Source organism: Sphingomonas sp. GM_Shp_2 (assembly GCF_026540875.1).
Taxonomy (GTDB): Bacteria; Pseudomonadota; Alphaproteobacteria; order Sphingomonadales; family Sphingomonadaceae; genus Sphingomonas; species Sphingomonas carotinifaciens.
The window spans coordinates 36,762-53,119 of sequence record NZ_JALNUQ010000023.1 but is presented as its reverse complement, the minus strand read 5'-3'; the positions used below and the strand labels follow the sequence as shown (position 1 = coordinate 53,119).

At 70.3% G+C, this 16,358-nt stretch carries 17 protein-coding genes; 4 read left to right on the top strand and 13 right to left on the bottom strand.

Annotated features, from left to right (window positions below; genetic code table 11):
* A partial coding sequence (locus OXR08_RS10025) for a molybdopterin molybdotransferase MoeA (protein WP_267349531.1) occupies positions 1 to 928 on the bottom strand: 928 nt, incomplete at its 3' end.
* A gap of 110 nt (positions 929 to 1,038) precedes the next feature.
* Here OXR08_RS10025 and OXR08_RS10020 point away from each other — a divergent pair.
* Entirely contained in the window at positions 1,039 to 1,299 is a 261-nt protein-coding gene (locus OXR08_RS10020; protein WP_267349525.1) for a DUF6356 family protein, read from the top strand.
* Here the strand turns inward: OXR08_RS10020 and moaC are convergent.
* The 4 genes from moaC to OXR08_RS10000 are packed head-to-tail and all read right to left on the bottom strand — an operon-like array spanning position 1,287 to position 4,145.
* Positions 1,287 to 1,781, bottom strand: a complete 495-nt coding sequence (gene moaC, locus OXR08_RS10015; RefSeq protein ID WP_267349524.1) for a cyclic pyranopterin monophosphate synthase MoaC — start codon at positions 1,779 to 1,781, stop codon at positions 1,287 to 1,289. The genes OXR08_RS10020 and moaC overlap by 13 nt on opposite strands.
* On the bottom strand, positions 1,781 to 2,560 hold the full coding sequence (trpC, locus tag OXR08_RS10010) for an indole-3-glycerol phosphate synthase TrpC (RefSeq protein WP_112382459.1): 780 nt from the start codon (positions 2,558 to 2,560) through the stop codon (positions 1,781 to 1,783). The genes moaC and trpC overlap by 1 nt, the downstream gene beginning before the upstream one ends.
* Complete coding sequence (gene trpD, locus OXR08_RS10005) at positions 2,557 to 3,552, bottom strand: anthranilate phosphoribosyltransferase (RefSeq protein ID WP_267349523.1); 996 nt, start codon at positions 3,550 to 3,552, stop codon at positions 2,557 to 2,559. Before trpD ends, trpC begins: the two co-directional genes overlap by 4 nt.
* Positions 3,549 to 4,145: an aminodeoxychorismate/anthranilate synthase component II gene (locus tag OXR08_RS10000; RefSeq protein WP_112382662.1), complete on the bottom strand. Its 597-nt coding sequence runs from the start codon at positions 4,143 to 4,145 to the stop codon at positions 3,549 to 3,551. The genes trpD and OXR08_RS10000 overlap by 4 nt, the downstream gene beginning before the upstream one ends.
* Before the next feature lie 156 nt (positions 4,146 to 4,301).
* On the opposite strand from OXR08_RS10000, the gene OXR08_RS09995 reads away from it, so the two are divergent.
* A complete protein-coding gene (locus OXR08_RS09995) occupies positions 4,302 to 4,742 on the top strand; it encodes a hypothetical protein (RefSeq protein WP_112382457.1) in 441 nt (146 codons plus the stop codon).
* A 7-nt stretch (positions 4,743 to 4,749) separates the two neighbouring features.
* On the opposite strand, the gene trpE is transcribed toward OXR08_RS09995, so the two are convergent.
* Positions 4,750 to 6,243 (bottom strand): anthranilate synthase component I, encoded by a 1,494-nt coding sequence (trpE, locus tag OXR08_RS09990; RefSeq protein WP_267349530.1) that lies wholly within the window; start codon positions 6,241 to 6,243, stop codon positions 4,750 to 4,752.
* Positions 6,236 to 8,188, bottom strand: a complete 1,953-nt coding sequence (locus OXR08_RS09985; protein ID WP_267349522.1) for a peptidylprolyl isomerase — start codon at positions 8,186 to 8,188, stop codon at positions 6,236 to 6,238. The genes trpE and OXR08_RS09985 overlap by 8 nt, the downstream gene beginning before the upstream one ends.
* Positions 8,189 to 8,317: 129 nt before the next feature.
* Between OXR08_RS09985 and tpiA the strand changes: the two genes are divergently transcribed.
* Positions 8,318 to 9,064 (top strand): triose-phosphate isomerase, encoded by a 747-nt coding sequence (gene tpiA, locus OXR08_RS09980; RefSeq protein WP_149681642.1) that lies wholly within the window; start codon positions 8,318 to 8,320, stop codon positions 9,062 to 9,064.
* Positions 9,065 to 9,179: 115 nt separating this feature from the next.
* Here the strand turns inward: tpiA and OXR08_RS09975 are convergent, their stop codons facing one another.
* The 3 genes from OXR08_RS09975 to rimO all read right to left on the bottom strand — a co-directional run bounded on the left by OXR08_RS09975 (position 9,180) and on the right by rimO (position 13,356).
* Positions 9,180 to 10,556 (bottom strand): leucyl aminopeptidase family protein, encoded by a 1,377-nt coding sequence (locus OXR08_RS09975; RefSeq protein WP_267349521.1) that lies wholly within the window; start codon positions 10,554 to 10,556, stop codon positions 9,180 to 9,182.
* Positions 10,553 to 11,950 carry a serine hydrolase domain-containing protein gene (locus OXR08_RS09970; protein ID WP_267349520.1) on the bottom strand — a complete coding sequence of 466 codons (1,398 nt, stop codon included), beginning with the start codon at positions 11,948 to 11,950 and terminating at the stop codon, positions 10,553 to 10,555. The genes OXR08_RS09975 and OXR08_RS09970 overlap by 4 nt, the downstream gene beginning before the upstream one ends.
* A 65-nt stretch (positions 11,951 to 12,015) precedes the next feature.
* Positions 12,016 to 13,356, bottom strand: coding sequence for a 30S ribosomal protein S12 methylthiotransferase RimO (gene rimO, locus OXR08_RS09965; RefSeq protein ID WP_267349519.1), 1,341 nt, complete (start codon positions 13,354 to 13,356; stop codon positions 12,016 to 12,018).
* Between the two features lie 119 nt (positions 13,357 to 13,475).
* Between rimO and OXR08_RS09960 the strand changes: the two genes are divergently transcribed.
* Positions 13,476 to 14,567: an anhydro-N-acetylmuramic acid kinase gene (locus tag OXR08_RS09960; RefSeq protein WP_267349518.1), complete on the top strand. Its 1,092-nt coding sequence runs from the start codon at positions 13,476 to 13,478 to the stop codon at positions 14,565 to 14,567.
* 18 nt (positions 14,568 to 14,585) lie between these two features.
* Here the strand turns inward: OXR08_RS09960 and OXR08_RS09955 are convergent, their stop codons facing one another.
* From OXR08_RS09955 to OXR08_RS09945, 3 genes are all read right to left on the bottom strand, one after another.
* On the bottom strand, positions 14,586 to 14,879 hold the full coding sequence (locus OXR08_RS09955; RefSeq protein WP_267349517.1) for a hypothetical protein: 294 nt from the start codon (positions 14,877 to 14,879) through the stop codon (positions 14,586 to 14,588).
* Positions 14,880 to 14,943: 64 nt separating this feature from the next.
* Entirely contained in the window at positions 14,944 to 15,483 is a 540-nt protein-coding gene (locus OXR08_RS09950) for a CHAP domain-containing protein (protein ID WP_112382449.1), read from the bottom strand.
* Between the two features lie 96 nt (positions 15,484 to 15,579).
* Positions 15,580 to 16,215, bottom strand: a complete 636-nt coding sequence (locus OXR08_RS09945) for a hypothetical protein (RefSeq protein ID WP_267349516.1) — start codon at positions 16,213 to 16,215, stop codon at positions 15,580 to 15,582.
* Positions 16,216 to 16,358 lie beyond the last annotated feature (143 nt).

Sequence of the window (16,358 nt, the reverse complement as noted above, 5' to 3'; positions counted from 1 at the left end):
CGAACAGCATGGCGGTGACAAAGGCGGAGACGGGGTTGCCGGGCAGGCCGAGCACGAGCGCGTCGCCAAGCCGGCCGGCCATCATCGGCTTGCCGGGGCGCAGCGCGATGCGCCAGAAGTCGATGGTGCCACCGGCCGCGGCGAGCGCGGGGCGGACGAGGTCGTGATCGCCGACCGAGGCGCCGCCGGTGGTGACGAGCAGGTCGGCGCGCACGCCGGCAAAGGCGCGGGTCAGCGCGTCCAGGTCGTCGGGCAGGATGCCGAGGTCGATGATCTCCACCGGCAGGTCGCCCAGCATCGCGGCGAGCATGACGCCGTTCGATTCGGGGAGCGCAAGGCCGCTGGCGTCGCTGCCCGGCGCGACCAGCTCGTCCCCGGTGGCGGCGATCGCGACGCGCACGCGGCGGCGGACGGGGAGGGCGGCGACCCCGCCCGTCGCGGCGACGGCGATGCGGGCGGGGGTGAGACGCTCGCCCGCGGCGACCAGACGCTGGCCGGTGTGGAAGTCGAGCCCGCGGGGACGGACGTTGCGTCCGGCGTGCGCCGGGCCTTCGCCGGTGAGGGTCAGGCCGGTGCCGTCGCGCCCGGCCTCTTCCTGGATCAGCACGGTATCGGTGCCGGGGGGCAGGGCGGCGCCGGTGAAGATACGGGTCGCCTGGCGTGCGCCGACCGAAGCGTCGAAGGGGCGACCGGCGGCGCTTTCGCCGATCACCTGCCACGGGCCGGGCATGTCGGCGAAGCGGATCGCATAGCCGTCCATCGCCGACAGGTCGGCGGCGGGTTGCGTGCGGGCGGCGACGATGTCGGCCGCGGCCCAGCGACCCGCCGCATCGCGCAGCGGCAGCGTTTCGGTGGACACGGGCACGGCAAGCGCGAGCAGGCGTGCCTGTGCCTGCGTGACGGGGACGAGCGGGGTGGCGGCGGAAATGGCGATATCCTTCGCAAAGCGGCCTGGGGAGAACGGCGTCGGGGCGGCAAGGGTCCGTGGTTGATCCCTGATGGACGGATGCGATATCCTATCCGCCCAAGGAGAAGCCGATGCGAGCCCTTTCCATTCTCGATACCGTTTTCACCGGGCACCCGCGTGCGGTGGGTGAAAGCTATCTCGACCATGCGCGCACCGCGAGCCGGTTCGGGCTGGCGATGCTGGGCGGCGGGCTGGCCTGCATGGTGCATGCCGCGGTGCCGGCGCTGTTCACCACCACCGGCAGCGACACGATCCGGCGGCTGCATGCGCGGATGAGCGGTCGGGCCGGACAGGCGGCGGCCGCGCGCGACGGGTTCTGCTACGAAATCTGAGCAGCTGCGACCACAGGGGCGACCCAGTCGCCCGACTTGCCCCCCTGCTTGGCGAGGAGGCGGATGTCGGACAGGACCATCGCCTTGTCGAGCGCCTTGGCCATGTCGTAGAGCGTCAGCAGCGTGACGGACACCGCGGTCAGCGCCTCCATCTCCACCCCCGTCTGCCCCGCCGTGGCGGCGGTCGCGGTGGCGGTGACGCCGCTTTCGTCCAGCGCCAGATCGATCTCGATCTTCGTCAGCGGCAGCGGGTGGCAGAGCGGGATCAGGTCGCTGGTCCGCTTGGCCGCCATAATGCCGGCGACGCGGGCGACCGCCAGAACGTCGCCCTTCTTCGTGCGACCCTCGGCAATGGCGGCGGCCGCTTCCCGTGACATGGTGATGCGGCCCGACGCGACCGCCTGGCGCTGCGTCACCGCCTTGTCGCCGACATCGACCATGCGGGCCGCGCCGTCGGCGTCGATATGCGTCAGCCCCGGCATCAGCCGACCAGCGCGCGGGTCGCGGCCTCGACATCGGCCTGCCGCATCAGCGCTTCGCCGATCAGGAAGCAGTGGATGCCGTGCTGCGCCATCGCATCGAGGTCGGCACGGCTGGTGAGGCCGCTTTCGGCCACGAAGGTGCAGCCCTGCGGCGCGTGGCCGACCAGATCATAGGTGTTCTGGAAGTTCACCTCGAACGTCTTCAGGTTGCGGTTGTTGACGCCGATCAGGCGCGAGCGGAGGCGCGCGGCGCGCTCCATCTCGGACAGGTCGTGCACCTCGACCAGCGCGTCCATCCCGCATTCGAGGGCCGCCGCCTCGATCTCCTGCATCTGCGCGTCGTCCAGCGCGGCGACGATGATGAGGATGGCATCGGCCCCCAGCGCGCGTGCCTCGTGCACCTGCCACGGGTCGATCATGAAATCCTTGCGGAGCACGGGGATCGACACGGCGTTTCGGCCCGCCTCCAGATAGGCGTCCGATCCCTGGAACCAGCGTTCGTCGGTCAGGATCGACAAACAGGCGGCCCCGCCGGCTTCATAGGCGCGGGCATGGGCGACGGGATCGAAATCCTCGCGGATCAGGCCCTTGGACGGACTTGCCTTCTTCACCTCGGCGATAAGCGCGTGGCCGGTCCTTGCATCGAGCGCGGCGCGAAAGCCGCGCGGGGCGCTTTGCCCGGCGATCCGCTGGTCGAGATCGGCGTGCGAGATCGTCGCCTTGCGCGCGGCGACATCGGCGCGCTTGGTTTCCAGGATGCGGTCGAGCATCGTCGTCATCGGTAGGCAATCCATTGATCGAGCAGACGGGCGGCGGCGCCATCGTCCAGCACGCGGGCAGCGGCGACCGCGCCATCGACGAGCGTCGCGCTATGCCCCGCGACAAGGAGCGCGGCGGCGGCGTTGAGCAGCACCGCGTCGCGGTAGGCGCCTTCCTCACCGGCGAGCAGGCGCTGGAGGGCGGCGGCGTTGTGGGCGGCGTCGCCGCCGCGGATCGCGGAGACGGGATGGCGGGGCAGGCCGGCATCCTCGGGCGTGATCGTGGCGGGTGCGTTGAGCGTCCCGACCGAGACGGCGATGCTGGGGCCGGCGCCGGAGAGTTCGTCCAGCCCCTCCTCGCCCGAGACGACCAGTGCGGCCTGGGTGCCGAGCTGGTTCAGCGCCTCCGCATAGAGCGGGGCATAGTCGGGGCGGGCGATGCCGATGAGCTGGCGGGTGACGTGCGCGGGATTGGCGAGCGGGCCCATCAGGTTGAAGATGGTGCGGCGGCCGATCGTGCGGCGGATCGGCGTGATCCGCTTCATCGCGGGGTGATGATTGGCCGCGAATAGGAAGGCGATGCCCAGATCGGCAAGGCTGGCCTCCGCCACCGCGCCGGCGCGGTCCATGTCGAGGCCGAGCGCCTCCAGCGTGTCGGCGGCGCCCGCCTTGGACGAGGCGGCGCGGTTGCCATGCTTGGCGACGGGCACGCCGAGCGCGGCGACGACCAGCGCCACCGCGGTCGAGACGTTGAGCGTATGATGGCCATCGCCGCCGGTGCCGCAGACATCGACGGTGCCGGGTGGCGCCTGGATCGGGACGACCCGCTCGCGCAGGGCGCGCGCGGCCTCGGCGATCTCGATCGCGGTCTCGCCGCGTTCGGTAAGGCCGGTGAGGAAGGCGATGATCGCCGCCTCGGTGGCGCGACCGTCGAGGATGTCGGCAAAGGCGACGCGAGCCGATTCGCGCGACAGCGGCGAGGCGGTATCGGGGAGCAGGGAAACCGTGGTCATGCCGCGAGATGCGCGGGCATGCGGTAGGCGATCCCCGCTTCGCGGAGGAAGTTGGCGAGCATGGCGTGGCCATGTTCGGTGGCGATGCTTTCGGGATGGAACTGCACGCTGTGGATCGGCAGATGCGCGTGGCGGAAGCCCATCACCGCGCCGTCCTGCGCGCGCGCATTGACGATCAGGCTGTCGGGCACGTCGTTGACGATCAGCGAATGGTAGCGCGTCGCGGTGAAGGGCGAGGGGAGCCCTGCGAACATGCCCGAGCCGTCATGCAGCACGGGCGAGGTCTTGCCGTGCATCAGCCCGCCGCGCTCCACCTTGCCGCCGAAATGCTGGCCGATCGCCTGATGCCCCAGGCACACGCCGAGCAGCGGCCGGCCGGCATCGGCACAGGCGGCGACGAGGTCGAGGCTGACGCCCGCCTCCGTCGGTGTGCAGGGGCCGGGCGAGATCAGAAAGGCGCTGGCGCCCGATGACAGCGCCTGGCCCGCCGAGATGGCATCGTTGCGCACCACCTCCACCTCGGTCCCCAGTTCCTGGAGATAGTGGACGAGGTTCCAGGTGAAGCTGTCGTAATTGTCGACGACGAGGATCATGGAGGCCGCCATAGACGCGTGTCACGATGTTGCAAAGTGTCAGGGGTGCCGACACATCGCGGCGATGTTGCGGCTTTAGCGCCGGCGGATCGGCGCGGTTCAGCATGGAGCCATGCGCCGCGCCCGACGTTGTTCCCGACAAAGGAGAATTCGCCCATGTTTCGCCCCCTGTTGATCGCCGCGCTGGTCGCGTCGCCTCTGCCGGCTTTCGCACAGACCCAGGCCGCCGCGGCCGATCAGCAGGCCGAGACCGGCCAGCCGCCCAAGCGCGTGCGCAGCGTGACCCTGACCGGCGACCAGAAATGCCCGCAAAGCACGGCCGACGAGGTGGTGGTGTGCGGGCGCGACGACGAGCCGTTCCGTATCCCCAAGGGCTTGCGCGACGATCAGCCGATCGCGGCGCAGAACCAGAGCTGGGTGAACCGTGCCGCGGTGGCGGATCGGGTCGGGCGGACGGCGGCGGGCCTGCCCGACACCTGCTCGCCGGTGGGCTCCGGCGGTCAGACGGGTTGCGCGCTGACCTGGAACCGCGACTTCGCCGCACAGCGCCGGGCCGATGCGGCAGCGGAGCGGGCGGTGCCGGGCGGCGAGGAGTAAGCCGCCCCTACTGCCCGAAGCCGCTTTCCGCCGCGCGGGCGACCGCCTCGCGGGCGGCGGCGAGGATGGCACCGGCCTTGGCCTCGCACTCGCGCTGTTCATAGGCGGGGTCGGAGTCGGCGACGATGCCGGCGCCCGCCTGGACGTGGATCATGCCGTCCTTCACCACCGCGGTGCGCAATACGATGCAGCTGTCCATCGATCCGTCGGGCGAGAAATAGCCAACGCCGCCGGCATAGGCGCCGCGGCGCTCGGGTTCGAGCTCGGCGATGATCTGGCAGGCGCGGACCTTTGGCGCACCGCTGACCGTGCCGGCGGGGAAGCCGGCGAACAGCGCATCGAGCGCATCCTTTTCCGGCGCCAGCGTGCCGACCACGTTCGACACGATGTGCATCACATGGCTGTAGAGTTCGACCGTGTAGCTGTCCGTCACCCGCACGCTGCCCGGTGCGGAGGCGCGGCCGGTATCGTTGCGGCCGAGATCGAGCAGCATCAGATGTTCGGCCCGTTCCTTGGGATCGGCGAGCAGGCTGGTGCGGTTCGCCTCGTCCTCCGCGGCGGTCCTGCCGCGCGGACGGGTGCCGGCGATGGGGCGGATGGTGACGTCGCCGTCGCGGACGCGGACGAGGATCTCGGGGCTGGATCCGATCAGGGAAAACCCGGGGAGATCAAGGTGGTAGAGGAAGGGGGAGGGGTTGATGCGGCGCAGGCTGCGGTAGAGTTCGAAGGGGGGGAGCGCAAACGGCGTCTCGAACCGCTGGGCCAGCACGACCTGAAAGATGTCGCCGGCGACGATATAGTCCTTCGCGCGGGCGACCATTTCCCCGTAGCGGCCGGGGGCGAGCGCGGGGGTGTAGGCGGGCTCGTCGAGATCGACCCGGACGGGCGCCGGCAGCGGCGTGGCGGCAAGCCGCGCGGCGACCGCATCGAGGCGGCTCTCCGCATCGGCGACGATGGCGGCGGCGTCGCGGGTGGCGTCGGGCCAGGCCGGGGCGACGAGGAACAGCGCGTCGGCGAGACGGTCGAAGACGAGGATGACGGTGGGGCGGACGAAGATCATGTCCGGCAGGCCGAGCGGGTCGCTCGCCGGCTGGGGCAGATCCTCCACCAGCCCCACGGTTTCATAGCCGAAATAGCCGACAAGACAGGCCAGCGCGCGGGGCAGCCCCTCCGGCACGTCGGCGCGGCATTCGGCGACCAGCGTGCGCAGCGCCGCCAGCGTATCCTGCGCACAATCCGCGAACGCGTCGCGGTCGGTCGCCCAGTGGCGGTTGATCGCGGCGGCCTTCCCATGCGCGCGGAAGACGAGATCGGGGGCAAGGCCGATCAGGCTGTGGCGGCCGCGGGTCGCGCCGCCCTCCACCGATTCGAGCAGGAAGTCGCCGCGGCCGGGCTCGATCAGCTTCAGGGCGGCGGCGACCGGCGTCTCGGTATCCGCGACCTGCCGGCGCCAGATCAGCGCCGGCCGGCCGGAGGCGAGCGCGGAGACGGGATCAGTTATTGGAGCTGCTCCCGTTCACCAGCTCGTTGCGCACCGCCGCGACGTTGCCGGTATCGATCTTCACGCCGACATTCCTGCTGACCGCGCGGACGAACTGTTCAACATATTCGCGGCCCTGAAGACGACCGATGTCGGCGCGGGCGGCGCGGACGGCGTCGGGGGTGTTCGAAGCGTCGCCACGGTCGATACGGTCCAGCTTGATGACGTACCAGCCGTCGCCGCCGGGCGATTGCAGCGTCTTGGTGGTGCCCTGCTTCATGCTGAACAACAGCGCGAGTGGCGCGGCGGCCGGCGTCTGCTGCGCCGCGGCCAGCTGCGCCCGCGCGGCGGCGATCGGGCGGATGGCGGGAAGCGACAGGCCGGTCTGGCCGAGTGCAGCGCCAAGCGCCGCGCCCTTGTTGACGCGGGCCAGCACGTCGTTCGCCACCTTGCGGGCCGCGGCGCGGGCGCGATCGGCCTTGAGGTCGGCGATGACGGCGTTCTGCACCTGCATCAGCGGGCGGGGGGCGGAGGGCACGACCTGACCGACAGCGACGACGGCAAAGCCGCCATCCTGGCCGAGCGGCACCACCTGCGGCGCATCGCCATCCTCGGCGGTGAAGGCGGCGGTGATCATGGTGCGCTGTTCGGCCGAGGGCTGGAAGGCGGGGGCGTCGGGCGCCTGCCCCTGCGCGGTGACGGCGGGGAGCGCCTGTGCCTGCAGCTTCTGGTCGCCGACGACCTCGTCAAAGGTGGCGTTGTCGGCCAGTGCATCCTCGACCTTGTTGCGCAGGTCGGCGAGCGCGGCGGCGGACTTCTGCTTGGTCAGCGTGTCGACGATGTCGGCGCGAACCTGTTGCAGCGTGCGCGCCGGCACCTGGGTGACGGCATCGACGCGCGCGACGACGAAGCCGAGCGTACCGCGCAAGGGACCGACGACCGCGCCCTGGGGCGCGGCAAAGACCGCATCGGCGACCGCGGCGGAGGTGGTCGCGGCATAGGCGGCCTTGTCGACGCCTTCCTGCGTGGAGGGCTCCAGCCCGGCGGCCTGTGCGGCGGCGGCGAGCGCGGTGCCGCCCTTCACCTTGGCGGCAAGCGCATTCGCACCGGCCTGGTCGGCGACGATCACCTGGGTGACGGTGCGCTTCTCGCTGGCGGCGTAGCTGGACTGGTTGGACCGGAAATAGGCGGCAATCTCGGCATCGGTCGGGGTGACGCGCGCGGCGACCGCCTGCGGCGAAACCACGGCGTAGCGCACCGTGCGACGCTCCGGCAGGGTGTAGCGCGACAGGTTGCGGCCGTAGAAGCTCTGGATCTCCGCGGGCGTGGGCGCAGGCCCGGTGCCGACCGCGGTCAGCGGGATGAAGCCGATCTGGCCGGCGCGCTTTTCGAGCAGCAGCGAGGCATAAGGGAGCGCCAGTTGCTGCGGCATCTGCGTCGCGCCCTGGGTGGGGGCGATAAGCTGCTGGCCGATCAGTTCGCGGGCGATGTCGGTGCGCACCTGCTGGTCGGTCATCTTCCGGTCGGCCAGGATGCGCTGGTAGAGCGTGGGATCGAACTGGCCATTGGGCCCGCGCAGCGCCGGGATCGAGGCGATCTGGCCGTCGACCGCGCGGCGCGAGACGACCATGCCCTGGTCATGGCCGAATTCCTCCAGCGCCATGCCGTTGACGATCCGCTGCAGCGTGCCGTCGAGCCCGCCCTGCGCGATGAAGGTCGCGACATCGAGCGTGGGCTGTTCGCGGCGATACGCCTCCACCTCGGCGGCGACCGCCTGGCGCAGCTCGGCATTGCCGACCTTGGCATCGCCGACCTTGGCGACCTGCGCGCCACCGATGCCGCCTCCCATGCTGGTGACGTTCGACACGTCACCCGCCGCAAAGGCGATCGCGATCACCCCCAGGACGATGAAGGTGACGATGACACCGGCCTTGGAATTGATGATCCGGCGGAAGAAACTGAGCATGGACGACCGATCGGCAGGAGAAAATCGGGTGATGCTTTAAGAGGCGGGCGCGCAAGCATCAAGCTTGTGCCGCAACGCAGACGCGCTATCGGTGTTGAACATGTATAACGATGAAGTGGGAATCCGGGGATGACGCGGCGCAAACTGGTGGCGGGCAACTGGAAGATGAACGGATCGCTGGCCGCGCTCGGCGAGCTGGACGCGATCGCGGCGGCCGCGGACGCGGCGCCGGGGGTCGATGTCGCGGTGGCGGTGCCGGCCACGCTGATCGGGCCGGCGGCGGCGCGGGTGCCGGGTCTGGCGATCGGGGCCGAGGACGTGCACGAGCGCGATGCGGGCGCACATACCGGCTGCATCTCGGCAGCGATGGTGGCGGAGGTGGGCGCCAGCTTCACCATCGTCGGCCATTCCGAGCGGCGGGCCGATCAGGGTGAGACGAGCCAGGATGCGTGGGCCAAGGCGGCGGCGGCGCACCGGCAGGGCCTGAGCGTCATCCTGTGCTGCGGCGAGACGGAGGCCGAGCGCAACGCGGGCCGCGCCGAACGCGTGGTGCAGGCGCAGATCGAGAAGTCGGTGCCCGACAATGCGGACGGCAGCTGGTTCACGCTTGCCTATGAACCGCGCTGGGCAATCGGGACGGGCCGCACGCCGACGCTGGAGGAGATCGGATCGATCCACGCGATCGCACGCGCCAAGCTGCGCATGCTGATCGGCGATGCGGCGGACGGCGTGCGCATCCTGTACGGCGGATCGGTGACGGGGGAGAATGCCGCGACGATCCTGGCGGTGGACGATGTGGACGGCGCGCTGGTTGGGGGTGCGAGTTTGACCGCGGCGAAGTTCGTGCCGATCATCGAGGCGGCGGCGGGGGTTTGATTTTTTGGGGGGCGCTGCCTGGCGGTAGGTCGCCCTCTCCCCAGCGGGGAGAGGGAGGGGACCCGCGGCTTTCGCCGTGGGGAGGGTGAGGGGGTGCCGCGAGCGAGTCGCTAAGTTACCCGTACCGCTTCTTCAGCATCGCATACGCCGCGCGCAGGGCATAGGCGTCGGCGCCCTTGGGGCGGCCGGGTTTGGCCGTGGGGCGCCAGGCGAAGACGTCGAGATGGGCCCAGGCGGTGCCTTGCGGAACGAAGCGGCGGAGGAAGAGGGCGGCGGTGATCGCGCCGGCAAAGCCGCCTTCGGGGGCGTTGACCATGTCGGCCACGTCCGATTTCAGCATGTCGTCATACCCGTCCCACAGGGGCAGGCGCCAGACGGGATCGTCCTCGGCCGTGCCGGCGGCAAGCAAGGCGCCGGCGAGCGCCTCGTCATCGGTGAAGAGCGGCGGCAGGTCCGGGCCGAGCGCCACGCGGGCGGCGCCGGTCAGCGTCGCGAAATCGAGGATCAGGTCGGGGGCATGTTCGCCGGCGCGGGTCAGCGCGTCGCCCAGGATCAGCCTGCCTTCGGCATCGGTGTTCGTGTTCTCGACGGTCAGGCCCTTGCGGGTGCGCAGCACGTCGCCGGGGCGGAAGGATGCGGCGGACACCGCATTCTCGACCGCGGGGACGAGCAGGTGGAGGCGGACGGGCAGGCGCGCGGCCATGACGAGGCCGGCGAGCGCGATGGCGTGGGCGCCGCCGCCCATGTCCTTCTTCATCAGGCGCATCGCGGCGGACGGCTTGATATCGAGGCCGCCGGTGTCGAAGCAAACGCCCTTGCCGACGATGGCGAGGCCGGGATGCGCGGGGTCGCCCCAGGCAAGTTCGATCAGGCGGGGTGCACGCTCCGGCGTGGCGGCGATGCCGACCGTGTGGATCATCGGATAGTCGCGGGCCAGCGCCTCCCCTTGCGTCACCGCGATCTCCGCGCCGAAGCGGCGGGCGAGTTCGGCGATTTCATGTTCCAGCTCGGCGGGGCCGAGATCGCCGGCCGCGGTGTTGACCAGATCGCGGACCTGCGCGGTGGCCGCCGCGATGCGCACGGTTTCCTCGATATGCGCGGCGTCGCGGGTCAGGAGGACGCGCTGCCCGGTCGGCTCGCCGGCCTTGTAGCGGGTGAAGCGATACTGGCCGAGCAGCCAGCCGAGCGCGGCGGGACCGGCGTCGATCCCTTCCGGTCGGTAGACGCCCTCCGGCAATATCTCCGCAAGTCGGGCGAGTGCCCAGGGTGAGTGCGGATCGGCGATGGCGGCGACGACCTGCCAGTCGCTTTCCCCGGTGACGATCAGGTGCGTGCCGGCCTTGCCCGTGAAGCGCGCGGCGGCGGCCTGGGTACGGACCGCCTGGGGCTGGTCGTGCAACCATGCCCCAAAGTCATCCGGCGCGATCGCGGTGATGGTGCGCGCAGATTGGCCGCGATCGGGTTGCAGCAGAAGCGTGAAGTCGGTCGTCATTGAACGGGTGCCACCAGGAATTGCTCGAACCGCTGCGCGCCATCCGGTTCGGCATAGGTGCTGACCGAAAGCGTGCGGTTCGGGTAGGTTACGCGGAAGGTGCGATTGACGAAGCCGCCGCGCAGGCGGGTGCGGCCGGTCTGGACAAAGGCGGTGGGCTCGCCGAGCGCGGCCAGGCTGGTGCGGTAATCGGCCTGGGCGCGCGGGGTGAAGTAGAAATTGGCGTCCTCGGTCAGCAGCGTGCGGTCAAGCGTGCCGCTTCGCAACTGGTCGTACAGGCGGCGGGCGCGGGGGAGGGCGGCCTGATCCTCGGCGGAGGCGGTGGGCGGGGGCAGGACGATCGCCTGCAATCCGCCGGCGATGCGGCTGGTGGCGTCGGAGAACCAGCTGTTGGTCAGAACGACGATCGCCGCCTTGTCATCGGGGAAGACGATGTTTTCGGACAGGAAACCGACCGCCTCGCCGGAATGCTCGACAAAGCGGCGGCCGTTCTGCGTGCCGGTGCTGACCCCCAGGCCATAGCCGTTGGTCGACCCGTCGGCGAGGCGGACGGGCGTTTCCTGCGCGGTCCAGTCCTCGGCCGGGAGCAGCGTGCGGTTCAGGCGGGCGATGTCCCATCTGGCGAGATCCTGCGCCGACATCGACAACTGGCCCGCCGCATAGAGCCAGCCCGATGCGGCCGGCGTCTCGGCATGGACGGGGCCGAGTGCGAAGCGGCCATAGCCTTGCGGGAAACCGGGCCCCACCGCCTCGTCCTGATCCAGCGCGCGGATGCCGAGCGGCGCGAAGATGCGGGTCTGCAGAACATGCATCAGCGGCTGACCCGACACCTTTTCCGCGATCATGCCGGCGACGACATAGCCGGTGTTGGAATATTGCCACTGTTGGCCGGGCTGGAAGTCGAGCGGCGCCTTGGCCCAGCGGTCGACGATGCCCTGCGGCGTGACGGGCGTCGCCATCGCCTTGAAGCTGAAATCCTGTGGCCAATAGTCGCGAAGACCCGAGGTGTGCGACAGCAACTGGCGCAGCGTGATGCGGTCGCCGCCGGTGATGCCGGGCAGGTACCGGGCGACGGTGTCGTCCAGGCTGAGCTTGCCGTCATCCTCCAGCAGGAGGAGCGCGGCGGCGGTGAACTGCTTGGAGATGGAGGCGATCTGGTAGGGTGCGGCCGCGTCGGCGGGCTTTGCCGCCTCCGACTGCTTGCCATAGGCCTTGGCAAGGACGATGCGGCCGCCCCGCACCACCGCGATCGAGGCGGAGGGGACGCCGGTATCGGCCAGCGTCTTGGCGACGAGCGCGTCGATCCTGGTCGCTTCGTCCGGGGACAGGGCCTGTGCGGCAAGCGGGGCGGGAATGGCGAGCGCGAGCGCTGCCAGCATGCGGAAACCGGTCATGCCCGGCATCGAAGCAAATGCCGGGGCCGCGCGCAACGGCGGCGCGCGGAAAAGCGGCGCCGCGCCTATGTCCGCGGCGCCACCGGTACGCCGTACAGGTCGTGGTCGTCGGCATCCTCGATCACCACCGGCACGATATCGCCGACCGACAGGTGGCCGGCGTCGCGCAGGAAGACCTCGCCATCGATCTCGGGCGCGTCGGCCTGGCTGCGGCCATTGGCGCCGCCCTCCTCGTCCACCGCGTCGATGATGACGGGCAGGGTGCGACCGACCTTGGCGGCGAGCTTGGCAGCCGAGATCGCCGCGGTCTTCTCCATGATGCGGGCGTAGCGCTCTTCCTTCACGGCCTCCGGCACGGGGTCGGGCAGGTCGTTCGCCGCGGCCCCCTCGACGGGTTCGAAGCGGAAGGCGCCGACCCGGTCGAGCTGCGCCTCGTCCAGCCAGTCGAGCAGATACTGGAAATCCTCCTCCGTCTCGCCGGGGAAGCCCACGACGAAGGTGGAGCGGATCGCGATGTCCGGGCAGATCTCGCGCCACCGGTGGATGCGGCTGAGCACCTTGGCGTCGTTGCCGGGCCGCTTCATGCGGCGCAGAACCGAGGGGGCGGCATGCTGGAACGGGATGTCGAGATAGGGGAGCACCAGCCCCTCGGCCATCAGCGGGATGACCTGATCGACATGCGGATAGGGATAAACATAATGCAGGCGCACCCAGGGCGCGATCCGGCCCAGTTCGCGGGCGAGGTCGGTCATGTGCGGCACGACCTCCTGCCCCTTCCACAGGCGCGGCTCGCGGCGAATGTCGATGCCGTAGGCCGAGGTGTCCTGGCTGATCACCAGCAACTCGCGCGTGCCGGCCTCCACCAGCTTCTCCGCCTCGCGCAGGATCGCGTCGGGGCGGCGGCTGACCAGATCGCCGCGCAAGCTGGGGATGATGCAGAAGCTGCACCGGTGGTTGCAGCCCTCCGAAATCTTCAGATAGCTGTAGTGCCGCGGCGTCAGCTTCAGCCCGGCATCGGGGATCAGGTCCAGATAGGGCGACAGGTTGGCAGGCGCGGCGGCGTGCACCGCCTCCACCACCTGCTCATATTGATGCGCGCCGGTGACGGCCAGCACGTCGGGGAAGCGGGTGCGGATCGCCTCCGCTTCCTTGCCCATGCAGCCGGTCACGATGACGCGGCCGTTTTCCTTGATCGCCTCGCCGATCGCCTCCAGCGATTCCTCCTTGGCGGAATCGAGAAAGCCGCACGTGTTGACCAGCACGACGTCGGCGCCGGCATAGTCGGGCGACATCTGATAGCCGTCGGAGCGGAGCTGCGTCAGGATGCGTTCGCTGTCGACCAGGTTCTTGGGACAGCCGAGCGACACCATGCCGACACGCGGCGGGGAGGGGAGTTTGGTTGCCATGGGATCGCGCGCACATAAGCGATCCCGGCGGACTTTTCCAGATGCAGCGATCTTGATCGAGGTTTATCGACTTTGCCGGCGCCCCCGGTCATGACGGGCGGGAAAGGGAATGCTTGGCCATGCTCGCGATCGGTTTGATGTCCGGGACCTCGCTCGACGGGGTCGATGCCGCGCTGATCGAAACCGATGGCGAGGGCCAGGTGCGGCCGGTCGCATTCCGGGGCGAGGCTTATTCCGACGCGGCGCGCGCGCAACTGGCGGAGGCCACGGTGCTGGCGCTGTCCTTCGACAAGCCGCGGCCGAGCCCGCCGGTGGTGGCGGCCGGCGACCTGATCGTGCGCACCCATGTGCTGGCGGTGCAGAAGCTGCTGCGCGATGCCGGGGTGGCGGCCGACGACGTGGGCGTGATCGGCTTTCACGGGCAGACAGTGGCCCACCGGCCCGATCGCGGCTGGACGTGGCAGATCGGCGACGGCGCCGCGCTGGCGAATGCGACGGGCATCACCACGGTGTGGGACTTTCGTTCGGCCGATGTCGCGGCGGGCGGGCAGGGCGCGCCGCTGCTGCCGGTCTATCACGCGGCACTCACCGCCGGGCTGACCCTGCCGGTGGCGGTGCTGAACCTGGGCGGGGTGGCGAACATCACCTGGGTGGGACCGGACGGCGGGCTGGTCGCGTTCGACACCGGCCCTGCCAACGGCCTGATCGACAGCTGGATGGAGGCGGAAACCGGCGCCCGCTTCGACGCGGACGGCGCGCTGGCGGCGAGCGGGCGGGTGGAGGCGACCGTGCTGGACACGCTGCTCGACAATCCATGGTTCGATGCAGCGCCGCCCAAGTCGCTGGACCGCAACGACTTTACTATTCAGGCGGTCCGCGGGCTGTCGGCGGCGGACGGGGCCGCGACGCTGACCGCCTTTACCGCGGCGACGGTGGCGCGGGCACTGGAACATCTGCCCAGCCGGCCGACGCGGCTGCTGGTGGCGGGCGGCGGGCGGCACAATCCGACGATGCTGCGGATGATCGCCGAGGCGACGGGGATCGTGCCCGAGCCGAGCGACGCGCTGGGATGGAACGGCGACGCGATGGAGGCGGAGGGCTTCGCCTATATGGCGGTGCGCACGCTCAAGGGCCTGCCGATCAGCTTTCCGGGCACGACCGGCGCGGCGCTGCCGATGCCCGGCGGGGTGGTGAGCGAGCCGGAGCGGTAAACCGACGGCCCGGCGGTGTCATTGGCTGGGGTAGGGGGCAACTTCGCCATCGACCGGAGGACGCGGCGCATCGGGGTTGTTGCCGACGCCGTCGCGCAGCACGACCGGCTTGGGGCAGCCGTCCACCATGCGCCATACGGTGCGGATCTCCACCGCATCGGGCAACTCGCTCAAGTTGCTCTGCCGCGGCGTAACTGCACCGGCGGTCTTTTCGGCGTGCGGGGTGCACCCTTTCGGGGGCGAAGCGGGCGGTTCCTGCGCAAATGCGGCAGGTGCGACAAGCATGAAGGCGAGCAAGGCGGAAGCACGCATCGATCAACTCTCCCATGACGACGACGGGAGCCTATCATGGCGGTGATCGACGCGGAAGCCGGGGTCAGCGCGCCACGTAGGCGTCGATCAGTGCGCCGACGTCATCGGGGTGCTTGCCGGTGAGTTCGGACGCGGTCTCGCCCTTGCCGTAGATGAAGCCGTAAACGGGATAGGTGGTGCCGCCCAGCCCTTCGGAATCGCGATACCAGACCTTTACGTCCGACCAGTCGTTGCCGCGCGATACGTCGAACAGGGTGACATCCTGTTCGGCATGGCCACGCTCGCCATTCTGGCGGGACCAGTTGGCGTGGGTCAGCATCACCACCCGGTCCTCGACGATGCGGCTGACCACCGCGACATGGCCCAGCGGCAGGCGCGATGTCTTCTCGAAAACGATGACCGCGCCGACCTTGGGCGCATGGCCGCGCTTGTAGACGCCGTCCGCCTGCTTCCACCAGGTCCAGGCGTCGCCATAGATGCGGATGCCGGAGGCTTCGCGCGCAAAGGGAACGCACTGCCCGACATAGTCGAGCAGCGAACGCCCTGCCGCAGGTGCCGCGAACAGGATCGATACGATCAGGCCGAATCCGGGAAGTCCCTTCATAGGCAGCACGATAGCGCCATCCCCATCAACCGGATGTTGCCCATTCTGGTTACCGGTCCGGTTACCAGAACGTCCCGGCGCGATCCGGCCCATGGATCAGCCGCGCCGGGCGCTGGCGCGTGCCTCCAGCAGGCCCCACAGGCCGCGATGCTGCGCGAACAACTGGCTGGCGCCGAAGCTGCGTGCGCGCAGGGCAAGCGCCGCTGCCGGAACGGGCGGGTTGGCGGGGGGCAGGATCGGCACCACCACCTCGACCCCGAAACGCGCGGCGGCGGCATCGAGAACGTGGCGCAGCGCCCGCCAGTCGGCAAGCAGGGCGGCGACCGCGCCGGTGGCGGAGCCGATCCGGTCGGAATTGGCCAGCGCCTCCAGCGTGTGGCGCTGTTGGGCCAGTGCGGCGGCGGTTTCCGACTGGCCGGGGGTGGAGGGAAGCGGACCGGCCGCGGCGGCGAGCTGCGCCAGATAGGCGCGCTCCACCGCGAAGCCGGCGGCGGCATCGACCAGCCAGGGCAGGGTATCGACCTCCGCCGCGCGCGCAAGCGCGCATTCGATCATGCCCGGATGATTGCCATGGATGGCGGTGACGGCGTGTATCGCATCGGCCAGGTCGCGCAGCGGCGTATGCGGGGCGAGCAGCCGGTGCCAGTGCGCATGCGCGGCGATGCCATCGACGGCCGCCAACGCGTCGAAATCGCCGGGGCTGCCGTGCCCCGGTGCCGAGGAAAGTGCCATGCCGCGGCCCTTCAGGAAGCCGGCGCAGCGCCGGGGTGCAAAGCAAGACCCGTAGATCAGGAACGTTAACAGACTGTTAGCGATATGGTTTTGCGGGGCCGGCCGAGTGGTGGCGGATGTTACGGCTTTACGCAGGCGGCGAC